Here is a 17,703-nt window from a genome sequence, read left to right as displayed (position 1 = left end):
ACCCCACTGCAGAAGGAATCAGCATGACCATCACCTCGTACGCGGACGCCCCCGCGAAGACCCTTACCACTGCCGGCAAGACCTTCGCCTATCGCGAGCTCGGGCCGACCGAGGCGATCCCCGTCGTCTTCTTCGTCCATCTCGCCGCGACCCTCGACAATTGGGACCCACGGATCATCGACGCGATCGCCGCGAACCGCCACGTGATCACCTTCGACCAGCAGGGCGTCGGCGCCTCCGGCGGCACCGTCCCCGCGACCCTCGAGGAGGCCGCCGACGACGCCTACGACTTCATCCACGGCCTCGGCTACGACACGATCGACGTCTTCTCGTTCTCGATGGGCGGCATGATCGCGCAGGACCTCGTTGTGAAGCACCCGTCGCTCGTCCGCAGGCTGGTCCTGACCGGCACCGGCCCGCGCGGCGGCAAGGACATGGACAAGGTCGTGGGCGTCACCTACTACGACCTCGTGCGCTCGATCCTCACCCGCTCCGACATCAAGGAGTTCCTCTTCTTCACCCGCGACGCCGCAGGCCGAAAGGCCGCGAAGCAGTTCGTCGGCCGCCTGAAGGAGCGCACCGTCGACCGCGACGCGACGATCGGCACCAAGGCGTTCTCGACCCAGCTCAAGGCGATCCAGCGCTTCGGCCGCTCCGCTCCGTCGGATCTCTCGGTCATCACGCAGCCGACCCTGATCGCGAACGGAGACCACGACCGCATGGTCCCCTCCGTGCTCTCCGAGGACCTGCACCGCCGCATCGCCGGCTCGGAGCTGATCATCTACCCGAACTCGGGGCACGGCGGGATCTTCCAGTACTGGCAGCAGTTCGCTCCGGTCGCGGCGAAGTTCCTGGCGGCCTGAGGCCGGCACGGTCGATCCGCAGCACGGTCGTCCAGCAGCGCGGTCGAACCGCAGCCGTTCCACGAGCGGGCGAGCCTCGTCAGTGCGGGAGGATCGCCGCGACCTGGGCGCGCACGGCCGCGACGATCTCGGCGACCCCGGTCCGCGGATCGGCGCTGGTCGCCAGCGTGAGGAACATCACGGCAGAGACGATGCCTGCGAGCGTCGCGGCGTCCGCGGCGGCGAGCCCTGCTCGGCGCACGAGGATGTCGGCCATGGCGCTGTCGGTCTCGGCCGCGATGGCCCGTGCCGCGGCGTGGTGGGGCTCAGTCGGGTCGCCGAAGGCCATCTCGCGCAGGTAGGTGCGGCCGTTCTCGACCTGCACGCGGTTGCACTCGGCGATCGGCGCGAGGACCGCCAGCACCGCGTCGAGTGCCGTCGCCGCCGATTCCGCCTCGTGGCGTCCGCGCGCGAGCGCCTCCTCGTAGTGCGCGTTCTGCACGAGCAGCAGCAGCTCTCCCTTGGTCTTGGCGTAGAGGAACAGCGTTCCGGTGCCGATGTCGGCGCGCTCGGCGATCTGCTGCGTCGTGACCTCGTCGACTCCGTGCTCGGCGAACAGCTCGGCGGCCGCCGCGACGATGCGCTCGAGCTTCTGCTGCTTGTTGCGCTCGCGGCGGCCGAGCGGAGCGGCGGCGGCGGGCGTCGTCTCAGCTGACGAGGTCATCGGGCCCTCCCTGGTCGGCGGAGCAGGGGCGCTCGCTCTCGGACGCCCTATTGTCCCACCGACCCGAGCGCCGCTGACGAGGTGCTCATCGCGCCGACGCCGGCGTCGAGAGCCAGCCGCCGATCAAAGGGTGGCGCCGAGAGTGGCGGAGGCGATCGCGAACAGCGCCAGCACTAGCGCGGGAACGACGGTGAGCCGGTGACGGGCGTCGACGACGATCGCGCCGATCATCAGGACCGTGAGTGCTACTCCGGCAACCGGCGCGAGCGCCGGCGCGATGCCCGTCACGACGGGAAGGACCAGTCCGAGCCCTCCCACGGTCTCAGCCGCACCGATCAGTCTCACGGTCGACGACGCGAAGTCGTCCACCCACACCAGCCCGCTCTCCTTCAATGCGGACGGAGGACGGATGATCTTGAAAAGTCCGGAGCCGACGAAGGCGAGTGCGGTGAGGCCGGCGACGACGAAGTACACGGTGATCACGAGGTTCTCCGGGGGTGATCCGCGGCGTGAGGGGTCATGGCGCTAGGCGGTGCGGAGCTCGGGGTAGAGGGCTTCGATCGGCGCGGCGAGCCCCGCCTTCACCTGCGCGCTGAGCTCGTCGGCGACGACCTCGAAGGCGCCCGCCTGCACGCCGTCGAGGACCGCGGCGACCAGGTCGGCCGGCTCCATCTTGAGGTCGTCGCTGTGCGCCGCCATCGCGGTGTCGACGTAGCCCATGTGCACGCCCGTCACGTGAATGCCGAGCGGCGCGAGCTCGAGCCGGAGCGCGTTCGTGGCCGACCAGAGCGCCGCTTTCGAGGCGCTGTAGACGCCGGCGCCGGCGGACCAGCTCGCCACCGAGTGGATGTCGATGAGCACGGCGCCCGGAGCGGCGGCCGGGACCGGCGCGAACGCCCGCGCCACAAGCAGCGCAGCGAAAAAGTTGATCTCGATGTTCGCCCGTAGATAGACCTCGGCGATGTCGAGGAGGCTCGCGGTCGGCGGGAGTCCACCGGCGTTGTTGATCAGCACGGTGACGTCTTCGGAGGCGGCGACAGCCGCGGAGTGCGTGCGGTGGCATAGACCTTGGCGGCTCCGCGGGCGAGGGCGGTGTGCACGAAGGCGGTGCCGATGCCTCCGTTCGCCCCGGTGACGAGGACGACGGAGTCGGTGATGGAGGGCATGGTGGCTTCTTTCTCGAGGGGTGGGGTTCAGCGGGGGAGGTGTGGCCGGAGCGCGGAGGCGAGGACGCGGTCGAGGGCGCGGTCGGGCAGGAAGCGGGCGAGCCGGGTGAGCGCGGCGGCGTCGCGGCCGATCGTGCAGCGGGCGCGGGGCCGCGGGCTGGTGATCGCCCGGGCGAAGACCTGGGCGGCCGCCGAGGCGTCCACTCCCGTCCGGAGGAAGTCCTCGGACTGCGCGAGGATCGCCTGCATCAGACCGCCGTGGCGCTGCTCCTGCTCCGGGGTCATCCCGCTGATCAGCGTGCGTGCGGTGACTCCGCCGCGGCCAACCATCTCGGTGCGGACGGCGCCGGGCTCGATGAGGACGACCTTCACACCCTCGGGTGCCATCTCGCGGCGGAGCGCGTCGCCGACCGCCTCGAGGGCGTACTTCGACCCGGAGTAGGCGCCATAGGTCGGCTGGGCGAGGCGGCCGGCGAGCGAGCTGGTCACCACGATCCGCCCCCTGCTCCGCCGGATAGCGGGCAGTAGGGCCTGGGTGACCTCGAGGTGCCCGCCCTTCTCGATGCGGCCCGCGAGCTGTTGAACGAGGGCGGTCCGTAGAAGGTCACCCTCCGCGAGGTCGGTGCGCGCGCCGAGGTCTCTCGCGGGGCTCCCTACCGCCACTTCGCCGACAAGGAGAGCCTGCTCTCGGCGGTCGGCGCCGAGAGCAGGGACCGGATCACCGAGGTGCTGCTGGGTTTGCACCCGGCGGAGTCGGGTGACCGCACGGCCTCCCTGGCGACAGCGCTCGAGGCGCTCCAGGCCGTCGGGCGAGATGAGCCGGAGGTCTACCGGATGATGTTCACCGTGCCGGCCGTCGATCCGGAAATTGCGATCGACGCCGCGTCCCGCGCGCAGAACGAGTTCTTGCATATCGTCGGATCCGTCGTCGGCGACGAGCATGCGCACCTCTACGGAGCGATACTGCTCAACGTGCGCACGTGAGTGCGCAGCCGTTGATTCCACGACGCCGACGCACGGCCCTGTCTCACCGCACAAGAAATGACATGACAAATATTTTCGGCAAATGCCGGAAAAGGACCCGGGTCTTCGCCGAGCATGACGAGTAGAGGGCGCGCTCCTGGGTTCTGGATTCGACGCTGCGCGTGCTCTCCTGGTACCTGGTCATGCCGAGCATCTTCCGAGAGGAGGCCGAGCGGGACAGTCCCCGCGCATTCCGCACGCGCGGGATCCTGATCACGGAGCGGTTCTTGGGGCCGGCATAACCCGCGACGGCGAACTCGACGCACCTCAGCTGCGCGCTCCTCCCTGCGGCTCAGAACGTGGAGTTGCACGTGGCCAAGCCGTCTCAACCTCCTCCGTGCGGTGAATCGTTTCTCGTTCGCTGTTTCGGCGGCACCTCGCCGGTCGTGATCGAGGCAACTGGCGACCTCGAGCCTCCGCAGCCGCACCGAGCCCCGAACCCTACGCCCGGAACGTCACCACGAACCCGCCGGCCGGCTCCGTCGGGAACGAGTGGAGGCTGATCGAGAAGTCCTGGCTTGGGGCCACGTCGTACGGGTGCCCGGTCGTGAGCAGCTCGAGTGCCTCCGCCAGGAGGTCGACGGTCGCGGGCTCGCCTGGGCAGCGGTGGCCGTCGCCGTAGTGGCCGCCGCCCTGGGCGATGAAGCCGTTGCGGTCGACGGGGGCGAGGAAGCGCGACGGGTCGAAGGTCTCGGGGGCGTCCCAGTGGGCGGTCGCGTGGTCCGTCGCGTACAGGTCGAGGAGGAACCACTGGCCCGCGGGCAGCGTCTCGCCCCGGAATGGCAGGCTTGTCTGCGCGCGTCCACCGACCATCGGGAAGAAGGGGGAGAACCGGCGGACCTCGTTCGCGAAGGCGGCGCGCTCCTCGGGCTGCTCGAGCCGGTCGCGCCACTCCGGGTGCTCGTGCAGTGCCAGCGCGGCGAGGACGATGAAGCGGCCGACCGCGACCGTGGGGCGGAGCAGGTTGAGCAGCTCCACCGCGGCGACCTCGGTCGGCAGCACGGCGCCGTCCTCCTCGGCGTGCGCGATCCGGTCGACGATCGACGCGGCGCCCTCCTCGGGCGGCAACCCGGCGGCGCGGCTCGCCTCGATCAGGCTCTGCGCCCAGTGCTCGGTGCGCCGACGGCGCAGGCGCGCGGCCCAGTTCGGCGGGCCGAAGCGCCCGGCGTTGTCGACCATGCTGCGGAGCTCGTCGGAGCGCTGCTGCGCCTCCTCCTCGTCCAGCGCGATGCCGGCCCAGGCGAGGACCGCCCGCCCGAGCACCTCGGCCGCCACGTCCTGCAGCGGCACGGGGGTTCCGGCGAAGCGCGCTGCCGAGCGCTGCCATTCGAGGGCGAACGCGCTGACGAGGCGTGAGCGTTCGTCTGCGGTCTCGACGAGGGAGAGGAAGAGCCGCTTGCGACGGTGGTGCTGCTCGTCCTCGAGGGTCTGCACGCTGCCCTCGTCCTGCAGGAGGTGCAGAACGGAGCCGGGCAGGGCGCCGGCCCGGTCGAAGCGGCCCCCCTCGTAGAAGAAGCGGGCCGCCTCGATGCCCCGGGCCACCACGACGGGTCTGCCGAGGATCCGGGTGCGGAAGGCGTCGGCGTCGACCCGCGCGAAGCGCCTGGTGCCGAAGAGATAGCCGTCGGCGAGGACGGCCGCCGTGCTGTCGAGACCGCCGAGCGCGGGGATCACGCTCAGTCCGTCGGCTCGCTGACGCCGGCGTCGAGGTCGTCGTCGTCGACGGCGGTCGTCACGTCCTCGGCGGTCGACTGCGCGTCGCCGCCCTGCCCGTTGCCGATCTGCGCGTCGTCGCCCTCGGCCTGCGAGGGCTTGTCGACTCCGGCGTCGTCCACCGTGTCGTGGTTCTGCGGGTTGTCCTGGGGTCCGTCGGTCGCGCTCATGCTGGGTCTCCTCTCGGGCGGGCGGATGCCGCACCCCCACGGTAGGGAGCGGGGCCGCTCGCGCTGAAGCCGGTTGACGGCGACCGCGACCGGCTGGCATCCTCGCGCGGCAGCGGCAGCGGCAGCGGCAGCGGCAGCGGCAGCGGTAGCGGCAGCCGCAGGGACCACCTGCAGCACCGCCGGCCTCAGCCGCGCGCCCGCCTCCGCAGGATCACCGGCGCACTCGTCCACACCGCCGCGATGATCAGCAGCACCGCCCCACCCGCGATCAACCCCGCCGTCGGAGTCAGCACGAAGTCGAACACGAACGTCACGACGCCCACGAACAGGAGCGACCCCGCCGCGAGGCAGGTCAGCACGATCCGGTTGCCGAACCGCACCAGCTCGGCCTTGCGGCCGCGCGCGAACAGCAGCCGGTGCACGACCACCGGCGCCAGCGCCAGCACCGTCACCGTGGCCGCCAGGAACACGAGCACGAGGTACAGCGCCACGTCCATCGGCGCGAGCTCGGTGAAGCGCTGCTGGAAGCAGAGCGTCAGCAGGAAGCCGCCGAGGATCTGGGTGCCGGTCTGCACGACCCGCAGCTCCTGCAGGATCTCGTTCCAGTTGCGGTCCGAGCGCTCCTCGGGGGTCTCGTCGCGGCCTGTGCCCGGCTCCGTGCGCTCGTCGGCGTCCTGTCCTGTCATGGACAGGAGGGTAGCGCCGCCGTTCACCGGAACGCGCCATACTCGTCGGGCCGATCCCCACCCCCCGAGGAGACCCCCGTGAGCGACACCCCCGCCGTCCTGTTCGTCTGCATCCACAACGCCGGCCGCTCGCAGATGGCCGCCGGCTACCTGACGAGCCTCTCCGGGGGCCGCGTCCAGGTCCGCTCCGGCGGGTCCGAGCCGGGCGCGAGCATCAACGCCGTCGCGGTCGCCGCGATGGCGGAGGAGGGGATCGACATCTCGCACGAGGTCCCGCAGCTGATGACGACGGAGCAGGTGCGCGAGTCGGACGTCGTCATCACCATGGGCTGCGGCGACGTCTGCCCGATCTTCCCCGGCAAGCGCTACGAGGACTGGGAGCTCGCCGATCCGGCCGGACTCCCGCTCGAGCAGGTGCGCCCGATCCGCGACGACATCCGCGGCCGCGTGGAGCGGCTGGTCGCCGAGCTGCTCGGCTGACGACTCGGAGCGATGCGCGGCTGACGCCTCAGAGCAGCGACTGCGCGAGCGACACCGCTCCGCGCACGCCCGACTCGTCGCCCAGACCGGGTCGCACGATCCGGATGGGCCCCGCCGCCGTCCCCGTCGCGCCCGGTGCGCCCATCAGCCGCTCCACCTCCGACTCGACCGCCGCGAGGAGGCCCGGCGTCTTCGAGACGCCGCCGCCGAGGATCGCGAGGCGCACTCCCGCGACGTAGGCGAGCGTCGCGACGAGCTGGGCGAGGTAGAAGGAGCTGAAGCGGAGGTTGGTCGCGGCGTCCTCCGGGCCCAGGCTCGAGCCGTCGACGCCCCAGCGGGCGCTGATGGCGGGCCCGGCGACGAGTCCCTCGAGGCAGTCGCCGTGGAACGGGCAGGTCCCGGCGAACGTGTCCTCCGGGTGGCGGCGGGGGAGGAGGTGCGCGACCTCGGGCCAGCCGCTGCCGGCGAGCAGGCGGCCGCCGGCGAGCAGTCCACCGCCGACTCCGGTGCCGACCGTGAGGTAGACCACATCGCTCTCGCCGACGGCGGCACCCCACCGCGCCTCGCCGAGGGCGGCGCCGTTCACGTCGGTGACGAGAGCGGTCCGCGCGCCCGGGGCCGCGGCTCCGATCGGGCCGAGCACGTCGACGCCCTCCCAGCCGATCTTGGGCGTCGACGTCAGGTGCCCGTAGGTGGGCGACTGCGGATCGACGTCGAGCGGCCCGAACGAGGCGACGCCGACCGCCGCGACGGTGCCGTCGACTCCGTGGCCGCGGACGAACTCGGCGATGTCGGCGAGCGTCTCGACCGGCCCACGGGTGGGCAGCGTGGTCGTCGCGAGGAGGCGCTCCGGCTCGTCGAGCGCGGCGACGGCGGCGACGACCTTGGTGCCCCCGGTCTCGATCCCGACGAGGAGAGGGCGTGCGCTGAGGGTGCTCATGGGGTCTCCGGGAGTGTGTGTCCGACGTCGGCCCTCCGACAGTAGTGGGCCGACGCGGGACGACGGAACGCCCCGCCCGACCGCGCGGAGGCGGCGGGACGGGGCGTTCGCGGGGGACGGACCAGCAGGCGGATCAGCAGACCGCGAGGGTGTCGATCGCCGGCTGCAGGGTGGTCGGTCCGCCGAGCAGCAGCACGAAGTCGAGCTCGTTCGCCTGCAGCGCGACGCGGGTCGCGTACGGCACGCAGTTCGGCTCGCTGAGGTACAGCGGGGCGCCGTAGGCCGCGGCGACCGCTCCGATCGAGAGCGCGTCGGCGAAGCCGGTGGCGGTCGCGAGGAACGCGGTGTCGTTGAGCTCGCTCGAGGGGTACCGGTCGTTGAGCTTGCGGCTCGTGTCGTGGCGGTCGACGCCGGCGACGCGCTCGACGTCGGTGACGAGACCCGAGGTGGCGAGGTCTCCCTCCACACCGGCCGAGATCGACGGGGTTCCGCCGAGCAGCTCGCCGAGGTCGGGCTGCAGGCGGTCGATCGCGGTCCGGGTCGGCGCGTCGAGCGCGGACTTCGCGCCGTCGACCAGCAGCACCGGCTGGCCGAGGCGGCCCGCGATCGGAGCGACGGACAGGGCGTCGGGGAAGTTGGATCCGGTGGCGAGGAACACGATGCCGTAGGAGTCGTCGCCGAACGCGTCCGCGACGATCCTGCGGCTCGTGTCGTAGCGGTCGGTGCCGGCGATCCGCTCGACGTCCGCTCCGGAGGTGCGCTGGAGCGTCTGGAAGACCTGGTCGCTGACCGACAGCGAGCTGCCGACCACGACGATCCGCTCGGGGTTCAGGCGCTCGATCTCGGCCGTGATCACCGCGGGCACGCGGTTCGGGTCGGTGAGGAGGAGGGCTCCGCCCTGGGCTGCGGCCGCCGGGCCGGCGCTGAGCGCATCCGGCCACTTCTCGCCGCTGGCGATGTACAGCACGGGCAGGGTGCCGCCGTCGGCGAAGCCCAGCTGCGTCGTCGCGGCCGAGGTCGCGTAGCGGTCGGAGCCGAAGACGCGGTCGGTCTCGGTCGCGAAGCCGGTCGGGCGGAAGTCGACGCCCGTGAGGCCCGAGGCGGGCAGCGTCGTGAACGCCTTCGCCTGCAGGTAGGGGAGGTTCGAGAAGTACTGGTCGTCGAAGGCGGGGTAGCCCGGCTGGGTGACGCGGAACACATACTGGCCGAGGGGGAGCGCGTCCGCGCCCGAGAGCGACCAGTCGGCCCAGCTGTTCGGGGCGCTGCTCGTGGCCGCCTCGTCGAACGGGTACAGCGTTCCGTCGGTCGGGTCCGACGTGTCCTCGTCGGCCTCGACCCAGTAGGCCTGGACGACCCACGAGGTGGGGTCGGCGGCGCCGGCGGGAGTGAAGACTCCACCGCTCGCCGCGGCCGTGCGGGGCAGGGTGATCACGAGGTCGTCGCGGTCCGTCGCGAGCGCGTCGGCCTCGACTCCGATCGGGGTGTCGCCGAACCAGGTGGGGTACCAGGCGGTGCTGCCGGGCACCGACGCCTGGAGGTAGTAGTTCGTGCCGGCGGGCAGCGAGACGCTGAAGTCGGCGGCGGTCGTGACCTCGGCCACGATGCCGCCGCGGTCGTCCTCGATGCGCAGGAAGTAGGCCTCGCCGGTCGGCGCAGGGTTCGCGTCGTCGGCTCCGGACAGGGCGATGCGGCCCGAGAGCACGACCTCGTCGGCGGCCACGGAGGCGTCGACCGTCTGACGCTGCGTCTTCGCGGGGGAGAGCGGCACGGCGCTCTCGCGCTCGGCGGAGCCGGCGGCGAGGGAGGCGAGGTCGCGGGAGCTGTCGGCCGGAGCCGCGGGCGACACGGGCGCGAGCGGATCCGCCGCCGCGGGTCCGGCGGCGAGGCCGGCGAGCAGCACGGCGGCGACGCCGACGCAGGAGAGAGGGAGCAGGCGGCGACGAGGTGTGTGCACGGCGAGTCTTTCGAGAGGATCCGCGGAGGACCGCGACGGATGCGATGACTGAATGCTAGTGACCGGGTCGGTACCGGAGGGGGCGTCGGGAGGCTGTCGCCTTCCCCCGAAAGGGAGGGGTGGCGGGCCGGAGAGGTTCGCGCCGACGGATGGTCTGTACGCAACGATGATGCTCCGCGTGGCGGTTTTCCGCCGATACCGTGCGCGCAGTGAAAGACATCGCAGGATCCGCGCGTGCGAGACTGGGGCCGAGCGTGCGCCACTCCGCGATGATCCTCCGCGGGACCCGGCGCCACTGGACCCGGTCCGCTCATCCGCAGCCTTTCGCAGGAGGACTCGAATGACCGACACCGCCGTGCTTCCCACCGACACGACCGACACCGCCGCCCGACCCGCCGCCACGACCCGCACGCCCGTCGCCAAGACGGTCCTGATGTGCCGCCCCGAGCACTTCACCGTCGTCTACCGCATCAACCCGTGGATGGACCCGCAGGTCCCGACCGACACCGCGCTGGCCGTGCGCCAGTGGCAGACCCTCTACGACACCTACGTCGACCTCGGCTTCGACGTGCAGCTGATCGACTCCGTGCCGGGCCTGCCCGACATGGTCTACGCCGCGAACGGCGGTTTCGTGATCGACGGCATCGCCTACGGGGCCTCCTTCACCTACCCCGAGCGCCAGCCCGAGGGCCCCGCCTACATGGACTGGTTCCGCGGCGCCGGCTTCGACGTCCGCGTCCCCGAGGAGGTCAACGAGGGCGAGGGCGACTTCCTCCTCGTCGGCGAGCGCATCCTCGCGGGCACCGGATTCCGCTCCGCCTCGGACTCGCACGCCGAGGTCGCGCGGGTCTTCGGCCGCGAGGTCGTGACCCTCGAGCTCGTGAATCCGTCGTTCTACCACCTCGACACGGCGATCGCCGTGCTCGACGACTCCACCATCGCCTACCTGCCCAGCGCGTTCAGCGACGAGGGCAACCGCACGCTGCAGCGCCTCTACCCCGACGCGATCCTGGTGTCCGAGGAGGACGCCTCCGTCCTGGGCCTCAACTCGTTCTCGGACGGACTGCACGTGGTCATCGCCTCGCGCGCCACGGGGTTCGAGCGCCAGCTGCGCGAGCGCGGCTACGAGCCGATCGGCGTCGACCTGTCCGAGCTGCTGCTCGGCGGCGGCGGCGTGAAGTGCTGCACCCTCGAGCTGCGCCGCTGATCCGCGATCACGAGAGGACCGACATGAGCATCCTGGACACGACCACCGCCTCCGCCGCCCTGATCGCCGAGGAGGAGGCGCACGCCGCCCACAACTACCACCCGCTGCCCGTCGTCGCCGCGACCGGCGAGGGCGCGTGGATCACCGACGTCGAGGGCCGCCGCTACCTCGACTGCCTGGCCGCCTACTCCGCCGTGAACTTCGGCCACTCGCACCCGGTGCTGCTCGCCGCGGCCCGCGAGCAGCTCGACCGCGTCACCCTCACCAGCCGCGCGTTCCACAACGATCGGCTCGGGCCGTTCGTCACCGCGCTCGCCGCGCTCGCCGGCAAGGACATGGTGCTGCCGATGAACACGGGCGCCGAGGCCGTGGAGTCGGGCATCAAGGTCGCGCGCGCCTGGGGCTACCGGGTGAAGGGAGTGACGCCGGGACGCGCGAACATCATCGTCGCCGCGGGCAACTTCCACGGGCGCACGACCACGATCATCTCGTTCAGCGACGACGCGGAGGCTCGCGACGGCTTCGCGCCGTTCACGCCGGGGTTCCGCACGGTACCGTTCGGCGACGCGGCGGCGCTCGAGGCCGCGATCGACGAGGACACCGTCGCCGTGCTGATCGAGCCGATCCAGGGCGAGGCGGGCATCGTCGTGCCGCCGGCCGACTACCTCCCCGCGGTGCGCGAGATCACCTCGCGCCGCAACGTCCTCTTCATCGCCGACGAGATCCAGTCGGGCCTGGGCCGCACCGGCGCGACGTTCGCCTGCGACCTGGTCGGCGTCGTGCCCGACGTGTACCTGCTGGGCAAGGCGCTCGGCGGCGGCATCGTGCCCGTCTCGGCCGTGGTCGCGAACGCCGACGTGCTGGGCGTCCTGCAGCCGGGTCAGCACGGCTCGACCTTCGGAGGCAACCCGCTCGCCGCCGCCGTCGGACTCGCGGTCGTCGGGATGCTCGCCACGGGCGAGTACCAGGCGCTCGCCGTCGCCCGCGGCGCGCAGCTCCATGCGCGCCTGACCGCGCTGATCGGCCGCGGCGTCGTCGCGGTCCGCGGCGCGGGACTGTGGGCCGGGATCGACATCGACCCGGCGCTCGCCTCGGGCCGTGAGGTCTGCGAGGCGCTGATGGCGCGGGGCGTGCTGGCGAAGGACACGCACGGATCCACGATCCGTCTCGCTCCTCCGCTGGTCGTCACCGAGGGCGAGATCGACTTCGCGGTCGACGAGCTGGAGGCGGTGCTGGACGGGCTGCGCTGACCGGGGCCCGCAGGAGCGCTGTCAAGCCACTCCCGGGAAGGGGCGCCAGCGGGGGAGCCTTGCACGATGGATGACAGGGTGCCGACGACGACCACGTCGAGTCCGCACCCGGTGCGACGGCGGGGACGGGAGTCTCCGCTCGATCCGGCGCCGCGGCGTCGACCCTCTCTCCACTCGCGGCGTGCCCTGGACCCCGGCGCGAGACCCACCTCCGGATCGGCAGTGGTCGACGTGAACGAACCCGAACAGCTCCCCGTCCCTCCCGAGCGCGTGCTCCGCGACCTCCTCGACGCGTTCGACCCGCCGGGCGCAGCCGATGCGGGGTTCGCCGCGCACGTGCTCGGCCATGTGCGCGAGGCGCTCGCGCTGACGGAGCGGCGGCGGATGCCCACCGTCATCTGGCCGCGGACCGCGGTCGTCGAGGTGCCGGACGCGCCGCCGGTGCCGCCCGGGGCGCTCTGACCTGCCTCGACTGAGGAGGGGTCCGGCGGCTGTCGTGCGCGACGGATCGGACCACAGCGGCTTGCCGTTGGACGGGATCTGCTGCTCTGAGCAGCCCGGAGCAGCGGGAAGTGCCGAACGGTGAACACTGAGTTTTCGCGTCGCGCGCCTGGGCGCCGCTGCCCCTCGCCGGGCGCGTGATGCAGAACGTCGGTCGGGAGTGCCTGTCAGCCACGATCGCGGCTGAGCGGCACTCCCGGCCGACGTTCTGCACGTCAGTCGCCGTCGCGGACCGTCGACAGCGGCTCGGTGATGCTCTCGAGGCTGCGGCGCTCGGCGTCGACGCCGAAGACCAGCGCTACGACACCGCCGATGATCATCACCGCAGCTCCGACGAAGTAGCCGATCGTGAGCGGGCCGCGGTCGCTGCCGTCGCCGATCAGCACGCCGTACAGCGTGGGGGCGATCGCTCCGGCGATCTGGCCGAGGGTGAAGAAGTACGAGATGGCCTGGCTGCGCAGCTCGAGCGGGAAGATCTCGCTCACGGTGAGGTAGGCGCTCGAGGCGCCCGCGGAGGCGAAGAAGGAGGAGACGCACCAGAGGATCGTCTGCGTCGTCGCGGTCAGCACGTCCATGCTGAACAGCACGGCCGACAGGGCGAGGACCGCGCCCGACACCCCGTAGGTGAGGAAGATCATCTTCCGCCGGCCCCACACGTCGAACAGGTGGCCGAGCACCAGCGGGCCGATCAGGTTGCCGATCGCGAACGGGAAGAAGAAGTACGAGACGGCGCTCTGCTCCACGTCGTAGAAGTTCTCGAGCACCAGCGCGTAGGTGAAGAAGATGGCGTTGTAGAGGAAGGACTGGGTGACCATCATCGTGGCGCCCACCAGCGTCCGCTTCGGGTACTGCCGGATGAGCACCCGCGCGATGGTGCGGAACGGGATGCTCTCGGTGGCCTTCACCGTGATCGCCTTCGCGTCGTCGACCGGCTCGAGGACGCCGCCCTCGTTCTGCACGCGCCGCTCGATCTCGTCGACCGTGCGCTCCGCCTCCTCCTCGCGGCCGTGCGTCATCAGCCAGCGCGGGCTCTCGGGGATGTGCCGGCGGAGGTAGATGATCGCGAGTCCGAGGATCGGGCCGAGGAAGAAGCCGAGCCGCCAGCCGACGTTCTCCGCGAAGATCTCGTCGTTGAGGAAGAACAGGTTGGCGGCGGAGCCCAGCGCGGCACCGCCCCAGTAGGTGCCGTTGATCGCGATGTCGACGCGTCCGCGGTACTTGGAGGGGATGAGCTCGTCGATCGCGGAGTTGATCGCCGCGTACTCGCCGCCGATGCCCATGCCCGCGAAGAAGCGGAACACCGCGAGGAACGCGTAGTTCGGCGAGAGGCCGGCGATGCCGCTCGCCAGCAGGTAGATGACGAGAGTGAGGATGAAGAGCTTGCGGCGTCCGAGCTTGTCGCTGAGGCGGCCGAAGATCAGGGCGCCCGCGATCTGGCCGACGAGGTAGACGGTGCCCACGCCCTCCTGTCGCCCCGGCTCCTTGCTCTTCCCAGGTGCGGCGAGACGACGATAGACCCTCGTATCGCCAGGCTATTCACCCCTTGTCCACACGGTGTGCGGAGGTGTAGGAGCGCGTACCGTCGGGGCATGACGATCCGCACCACTCTCGAGCGGCAGCTGCCGGACGATGAAGCGGCGGACCTCGAGCAGACCCTCCTCGCCCTGCAGGACGGAGTCGCGGATATCCTCGGAGACGGACTCGTCGGCGTCCACCTCACGGGGTCGTTCGCGCTGGGCTGCGGTGATCGGGCGAGCGACGCGGATGTCGTGATCGTGAGCGCGGAGGCGCTCTCCGTCGACCGGATCGAGGCCGCGAGCGCCCTCCACCGGGCCCTCCCCGACCTTCCGCTGCGCTGGGCCGGACGGCTCGAGGGCAGCTGGGTGACCGCCTCCGCTCTGCGCGACCCCGTCGGAGCCCATGGTCCCTGGCTGTACGTCGACAACGGCAGCCGCGAGCTGGTGGAGTCCTCGCACGACGACACCTGGAACGCACGCTGGCTGCTCCGGCATCGCGCGATCGCGCTCGCGGGGGTGTCCGCCGCGACGCTGGTGCCCGACATCGATCCCCGCGCCATGCGGGCGGAGGCACTGCAGCAGGCCGATGCGCGCGCGGTCTGGATCCGCGACGACCCGGCGGTGCTGATGGACGCCTGGGCGCAGCCCTACGCCGTGCTCACCGCCGCCCGGCTCCTGTGGACGGCGACATCCGGCACCGTGCTGGGGAAGACCGAGGCGGCGGAGTGGCTGGGCCGCACCGAACCCCGGTGGCGCGGGCTGCTCGAGGCCGCCGTCGTTCAGCGACAGCGAGGGGCGACGGCGGATCCCTCCCTCGCGGGCCCCGCCGCCGACTTCGTCCGCTGGGTGGCCGCGGAGGCGCGCTCCCTCGTCGCAGGGAGCACGTCAACCGTCCCCCGGCCTCCCCTCGCCCGCGGCTACGGTGGGCAGATGATCGTCGCGACGCCCGCGGGCACCCCCTCCTACGTCCTCAGCGAAGGCCCCGTCTGGGACGCCTCGACCGGCCGCCTCACCTGGGTCGACATCGAGGCCGGCGCGGTGCTGTCCGCTCCGCTCGTTCCCGAGGGGCTCGGTGCGGTCTCGCGGTCGGACGTCGGCGAGCAGGTGGGCTGCGCGCTGCCGATCGGCGACGGGAGGGTGCTCGTGGCGCTGACGCGGCGGCTCGCGATCCTCGAGGTCGACGGGTCGCTGACGACCGGATCCGAGCTGCTGCCCGAGGGGCACCGCTTCAACGACGGCTCCATCGATCCGCAGGGGCGGCTCGTGGTCGGCTCGCTCACCCTCGGCGAGTCCGTGGGCGACGACGTGCTGCTCCGCCTCGAGCTCGACGGCTCGGTGACCGTCCTCGACCACGACCTGCGGCTCTCGAACGGGCTCGGCTGGTCTCCGGACGGCGCGGTGATGTACTCGATCGACACGGAGTCGGGTGTGATCTTCCGTCGGCCCTACTTCGACGGGTCGCACGGTGCCCGCGAGACGTTCGTGGAGCTCGAGGAGGGGGTCTTCGCCGACGGGATGACCGTCGACACCGACGGTCGGCTGTGGGTCTCGATCTGGGGCGGCTCCGGCGTGCGGGTCTACGACTCCGAGGGGCGCCTCGTCGAGGGCGAGGGAGTCCGGATCGACGCGCCGCACTGCTCGAGCGTCGCCTTCGCGGGCGAGGGGCTGGATCTGGCGGTGATCACGTCGGCGTCGCGCGACCTCTCGGCCGACGAGCGGGCGGCGCATCCGTTCGCGGGCGGGCTGTGGGTCGCGCGGCCGGGAGCGCGGGGGCTTCCGGCGACGCGGTGGGTCGAGACGCGGCTGCCGTGAGGCGCGCGGGCCGACCGCCCGGTCGCCGCCGTCGCCGGGGAGCCGGGGCTAGACGGACGGCTCGGCCGGCTCCGCGGCGCTCGACGAGGCGGGCTGCGGAGTGAGGGTCACGCGCGAGATGCGGTAGCGATCCGTCTCGGCGACGCGGAGGACGTGCTCGCCGACGACGATCGAGTCGCCCACCACGGCCACCCGGCCGATGCGGTCGAGGATGTAGCCGCCGACGGTCTCGTACGGGCCGTCGGGCAGCTCCACTCCGAGCAGCTCCTCGAGGTCCTCGAGGATCATGCCGCCGTCGACGTCCTGCAGCTGCTCGGCCGCCTTCGCGTCCACGTCCTGCCGGGCGCCGTCGTACTCGTCGTAGATCTCGCCGACCAGCTCCTCGAGCAGATCCTCGAGCGTGATGATGCCGTCGGTTCCGCCGTACTCGTCCACGACGACGGCGATCTGATGACCGTCCTGCCGCATCGTGCGGAGCGCGGCGAGCACCTTCGTCGAGCCGGGCACGGCGAGGATCGGGCGGGTGATGTCCGCGACGCTGCTCGCGGTGCCGGGCTCGCCCGCCTCCGGGAACGCCGCCATGAGGTCGCGCACGTGCACGAAGCCGAGCACGTCGTCGCGGTTCTCGCCCACGACCGGGTAGCGCGAGTGCGGCTGGTCGAGGACGGCGCGGTAGCCCTCCTCGAGCGGCAGCTCCCCGCGGAGGAAGTCGACGTCCGGGCGCGGGCGCATCACCTCGGCGACGCGGCGGTCGTCGGCGCGGAAGATGTCGGTCAGCAGGCGGCGGCTGTCCTCGTGGATCTCGGTGTTGCTCGAGATCATGTCGCGCACCTCGTCGGCCGAGACGCTCTCGCCCTTCTCGCGCGGATCGGCGCCGAGCAGGCGCACGACTCCGTCGGTCGAGACGGACAGCAGCCAGATGACGGGGCGCATCAGGCGCGCGAACCCGTTCAGCGGCGGAGCCAGGACCTTCGTGAACGCGACCGACTTCTGCATGGCGAGGCGCTTGGGCACCAGCTCGCCGAGCACGAGCGAGAGGTAGGCGATGACCAGCGTGAGGCCGATGAAGGCCACCGTCGAGGCGACTCCGGCCGACAGCCCCAGCGCCTCGAGCGGAGGCGCGAGGTCGGGTGCGATCGTCGACGCCCCGTAGGCGGAGGAGAAGAAGCCGGCGAGCGTGACGCCGATCTGGACGGCCGAGAGGAACGTGTTGGGGTTCCGCACGAGGGTCGCGATGCGGGCCCCGCGCTCGCCCTGGGCCTCGATCGCGCGGACCTGGCTCTCGCGGAGGCTGACGATCGCCATCTCGGTGCCGGCGAACACTCCTCCGATCAGCACGAACAGGACGACGAGGCCGATGTTGAGGAGGGTGTCGAGATCCACGGAGCAACAGTAGGGACGTCTCCCGTGAGAACGCCTCGGGGACTCTCAGGCGTGTGCGGGGCGGGCGGAGACGCCGGGCGCGGGCCGGCGCTCCTCCAGAAGTTGCGGTGAGCGCGCGCGCTTCACCGCGACTTGTGGAGAAGCGCGGGGCTCGGAGGCGACTCCGCGACGGATCGACCGCGGCGGATCGCCCCGAGGGTGGGCGGACGCGGGTGCGGAGCCGCCGTGCTTCTCCAGGAGTTGCGGTAACGGCGCGCGATTCCCCCAACTTCTGGAGGAGGGGCGGCAGCGGGGTGGGGCGCGTGCGGAGCCGCCGTGCTTCTCCAGAAGTTGCG

The 17,703-nt window shown here is 71.9% G+C and carries 19 protein-coding genes and 1 pseudogene; 8 read left to right on the top strand and 12 right to left on the bottom strand.

From position 1 onward, the window contains the following. Positions 1-23: 23 nt before the first annotated feature. A complete protein-coding gene (locus tag ASF46_RS15910) occupies positions 24-863 on the top strand; it encodes an alpha/beta fold hydrolase (RefSeq protein WP_056868430.1) in 840 nt (279 codons plus the stop codon). Positions 864-942: 79 nt separating this feature from the next. On the opposite strand, the gene ASF46_RS15905 is transcribed toward ASF46_RS15910, so the two are convergent. The 5 genes from ASF46_RS15905 to ASF46_RS15890 form a co-directional block, all read right to left on the bottom strand. Beyond that, complete coding sequence (locus tag ASF46_RS15905) at positions 943-1,566, bottom strand: TetR/AcrR family transcriptional regulator (protein ID WP_056868429.1); 624 nt, start codon at positions 1,564-1,566, stop codon at positions 943-945. Between the two features lie 123 nt (positions 1,567-1,689). After that, positions 1,690-2,049 (bottom strand): DoxX family protein, encoded by a 360-nt coding sequence (locus ASF46_RS15900; protein WP_056868428.1) that lies wholly within the window; start codon positions 2,047-2,049, stop codon positions 1,690-1,692. Positions 2,050-2,091: 42 nt separating this feature from the next. After that, the gene (locus ASF46_RS15895; protein ID WP_327205469.1) at positions 2,092-2,580 is read right to left on the bottom strand and encodes an SDR family NAD(P)-dependent oxidoreductase; all 489 of its coding nucleotides are present in this window, start codon (positions 2,578-2,580) and stop codon (positions 2,092-2,094) included. After that, entirely contained in the window at positions 2,574-2,732 is a 159-nt protein-coding gene (locus tag ASF46_RS19900; RefSeq protein WP_327205468.1) for a hypothetical protein, read from the bottom strand. Before ASF46_RS19900 ends, ASF46_RS15895 begins: the two co-directional genes overlap by 7 nt. Before the next feature lie 27 nt (positions 2,733-2,759). After that, positions 2,760-3,296, bottom strand: a complete 537-nt coding sequence (locus tag ASF46_RS15890; protein WP_416351500.1) for an SDR family NAD(P)-dependent oxidoreductase — start codon at positions 3,294-3,296, stop codon at positions 2,760-2,762. 51 nt (positions 3,297-3,347) lie between these two features. Here ASF46_RS15890 and ASF46_RS19940 point away from each other — a divergent pair. Next, a pseudogene (locus tag ASF46_RS19940) lies at positions 3,348-3,416 on the top strand (TetR family transcriptional regulator); the annotation flags it as partial. A gap of 150 nt (positions 3,417-3,566) precedes the next feature. Next, on the top strand, positions 3,567-3,716 hold the full coding sequence (locus tag ASF46_RS19795; RefSeq protein ID WP_235576966.1) for a hypothetical protein: 150 nt from the start codon (positions 3,567-3,569) through the stop codon (positions 3,714-3,716). Between the two features lie 480 nt (positions 3,717-4,196). On the opposite strand, the gene ASF46_RS15880 is transcribed toward ASF46_RS19795, so the two are convergent. The 3 genes from ASF46_RS15880 to ASF46_RS15870 form a co-directional block, all read right to left on the bottom strand. Next, the gene (locus ASF46_RS15880) at positions 4,197-5,429 is read right to left on the bottom strand and encodes a cytochrome P450 (protein ID WP_056868426.1); all 1,233 of its coding nucleotides are present in this window, start codon (positions 5,427-5,429) and stop codon (positions 4,197-4,199) included. 2 nt (positions 5,430-5,431) lie between these two features. After that, positions 5,432-5,638, bottom strand: a complete 207-nt coding sequence (locus tag ASF46_RS15875; RefSeq protein WP_056868425.1) for a hypothetical protein — start codon at positions 5,636-5,638, stop codon at positions 5,432-5,434. A gap of 185 nt (positions 5,639-5,823) precedes the next feature. After that, a complete protein-coding gene (locus ASF46_RS15870; protein ID WP_056868647.1) occupies positions 5,824-6,324 on the bottom strand; it encodes a DUF6328 family protein in 501 nt (166 codons plus the stop codon). A gap of 78 nt (positions 6,325-6,402) precedes the next feature. Between ASF46_RS15870 and ASF46_RS15865 the strand changes: the two genes are divergently transcribed. Continuing rightward, on the top strand, positions 6,403-6,804 hold the full coding sequence (locus ASF46_RS15865) for an arsenate reductase ArsC (RefSeq protein WP_056868424.1): 402 nt from the start codon (positions 6,403-6,405) through the stop codon (positions 6,802-6,804). Positions 6,805-6,832: 28 nt separating this feature from the next. On the opposite strand, the gene ASF46_RS15860 is transcribed toward ASF46_RS15865, so the two are convergent. Next, positions 6,833-7,744 carry an ROK family protein gene (locus ASF46_RS15860; protein ID WP_056868423.1) on the bottom strand — a complete coding sequence of 304 codons (912 nt, stop codon included), beginning with the start codon at positions 7,742-7,744 and terminating at the stop codon, positions 6,833-6,835. A 133-nt stretch (positions 7,745-7,877) separates the two neighbouring features. After that, on the bottom strand, positions 7,878-9,698 hold the full coding sequence (locus ASF46_RS15855) for a cell wall-binding repeat-containing protein (RefSeq protein ID WP_056868422.1): 1,821 nt from the start codon (positions 9,696-9,698) through the stop codon (positions 7,878-7,880). A 340-nt stretch (positions 9,699-10,038) separates the two neighbouring features. Here ASF46_RS15855 and ddaH point away from each other — a divergent pair, with 340 nt between their 5' ends. The 3 genes from ddaH (at position 10,039) to ASF46_RS15840 (ending at position 12,617) form a co-directional block, all read left to right on the top strand. Further along, entirely contained in the window at positions 10,039-10,905 is an 867-nt protein-coding gene (gene ddaH, locus ASF46_RS15850; protein ID WP_082485557.1) for a dimethylargininase, read from the top strand. 23 nt (positions 10,906-10,928) lie between these two features. Next, a complete protein-coding gene (gene rocD, locus ASF46_RS15845) occupies positions 10,929-12,155 on the top strand; it encodes an ornithine--oxo-acid transaminase (protein ID WP_056868421.1) in 1,227 nt (408 codons plus the stop codon). A 231-nt stretch (positions 12,156-12,386) separates the two neighbouring features. Further along, positions 12,387-12,617, top strand: coding sequence for a hypothetical protein (locus ASF46_RS15840; RefSeq protein WP_157602613.1), 231 nt, complete (start codon positions 12,387-12,389; stop codon positions 12,615-12,617). 254 nt (positions 12,618-12,871) lie between these two features. Here ASF46_RS15840 and ASF46_RS15835 read toward each other — a convergent pair whose 3' ends face one another. Beyond that, positions 12,872-14,116 (bottom strand): MFS transporter, encoded by a 1,245-nt coding sequence (locus tag ASF46_RS15835; RefSeq protein WP_056868419.1) that lies wholly within the window; start codon positions 14,114-14,116, stop codon positions 12,872-12,874. A gap of 129 nt (positions 14,117-14,245) precedes the next feature. Here ASF46_RS15835 and ASF46_RS15830 point away from each other — a divergent pair, with 129 nt between their 5' ends. Further along, complete coding sequence (locus ASF46_RS15830) at positions 14,246-15,985, top strand: SMP-30/gluconolactonase/LRE family protein (RefSeq protein WP_056868418.1); 1,740 nt, start codon at positions 14,246-14,248, stop codon at positions 15,983-15,985. Between the two features lie 48 nt (positions 15,986-16,033). Here ASF46_RS15830 and ASF46_RS15825 read toward each other — a convergent pair whose 3' ends face one another. Next, on the bottom strand, positions 16,034-17,368 hold the full coding sequence (locus tag ASF46_RS15825) for a hemolysin family protein (RefSeq protein ID WP_056868417.1): 1,335 nt from the start codon (positions 17,366-17,368) through the stop codon (positions 16,034-16,036). Between the last annotated feature and the right edge of the window lie 335 nt (positions 17,369-17,703).

Origin of the sequence: Rathayibacter sp. Leaf296, from assembly GCF_001423045.1 — a bacterium.
GTDB classification, from domain to species: domain Bacteria; phylum Actinomycetota; class Actinomycetes; order Actinomycetales; family Microbacteriaceae; genus Rathayibacter; species Rathayibacter caricis.
The sequence above is the reverse complement of the archived record's forward strand: the minus strand, read 5'-3'. Positions and strand labels throughout refer to the sequence as shown.

Coding starts and splice junctions, on each gene's coding strand:
- ASF46_RS15860 (WP_056868423.1), bottom strand. CDS start 7,744: ATGAGCACCCTCAGCGCACGCCCTCTCCTCGTCGGGATCGAGACCGGG.
- ASF46_RS15905 (WP_056868429.1), bottom strand. CDS start 1,566: ATGACCTCGTCAGCTGAGACGACGCCCGCCGCCGCCGCTCCGCTCGGC.
- ASF46_RS15875 (WP_056868425.1), bottom strand. CDS start 5,638: ATGAGCGCGACCGACGGACCCCAGGACAACCCGCAGAACCACGACACG.
- ASF46_RS15870 (WP_056868647.1), bottom strand. CDS start 6,324: ATGACAGGACAGGACGCCGACGAGCGCACGGAGCCGGGCACAGGCCGC.
- ASF46_RS19795 (WP_235576966.1), top strand. CDS start 3,567: ATGATGTTCACCGTGCCGGCCGTCGATCCGGAAATTGCGATCGACGCC.
- ddaH (WP_082485557.1), top strand. CDS start 10,039: ATGACCGACACCGCCGTGCTTCCCACCGACACGACCGACACCGCCGCC.
- ASF46_RS19900 (WP_327205468.1), bottom strand. CDS start 2,732: ATGCCCTCCATCACCGACTCCGTCGTCCTCGTCACCGGGGCGAACGGA.
- ASF46_RS15910 (WP_056868430.1), top strand. CDS start 24: ATGACCATCACCTCGTACGCGGACGCCCCCGCGAAGACCCTTACCACT.
- rocD (WP_056868421.1), top strand. CDS start 10,929: ATGAGCATCCTGGACACGACCACCGCCTCCGCCGCCCTGATCGCCGAG.
- ASF46_RS15830 (WP_056868418.1), top strand. CDS start 14,246: ATGACGATCCGCACCACTCTCGAGCGGCAGCTGCCGGACGATGAAGCG.